Here is a 430-nt window from a genome sequence, read left to right on the forward strand (position 1 = left end):
GAACCAACGATGCCGGAGCCTCCAACGATGAGGACGGGTCTCTGCGTGTTCGCGGACATGACGGCTGCGCTCCTCTGCCGGGTGGGGCAGGGCGGATGTGGATTCGAAATTCCCTACAATTGGTAAGTTACCAATGGTAGGTTCGCCACGTTTTCTTGGAGGAGGCCGCGAAGGGGCATTACGAAACGCCACGAGCCATGAGTGAGCCCCAAGCCAGGAAGCTGCCGAAGGCGCAGCGACGCGAGCAGTTGCTCGACATCGCGCAGACCATCGTCCGGGAAGAGGGGACCGACGCGCTGACGCTCGGCTACCTGGCCGAGCGTGCCGGCGTGAGCAAGCCCATTGCCTACGAGCACTTCAAGACGCGGTCGGGGTTGTTGATCGCGCTCTACGCGCAGATCGACGCCCGGCAGGTCAGCGCGCTGCTGGA

Annotated in this window: 1 protein-coding gene; it reads left to right on the forward strand. The window is 63.5% G+C overall.

The window, feature by feature from the left end; all coding sequences use genetic code 11:
• Positions 1 to 197: 197 nt before the first annotated feature.
• A partial coding sequence (locus D7Y04_RS42835; protein WP_147477353.1) for a TetR/AcrR family transcriptional regulator occupies positions 198 to 430 on the forward strand: 233 nt, incomplete at its 3' end.

The organism is Corallococcus sp. AB038B (assembly GCF_003668955.1).
GTDB classification, from domain to species: Bacteria; Myxococcota; Myxococcia; order Myxococcales; family Myxococcaceae; genus Corallococcus; species Corallococcus exiguus.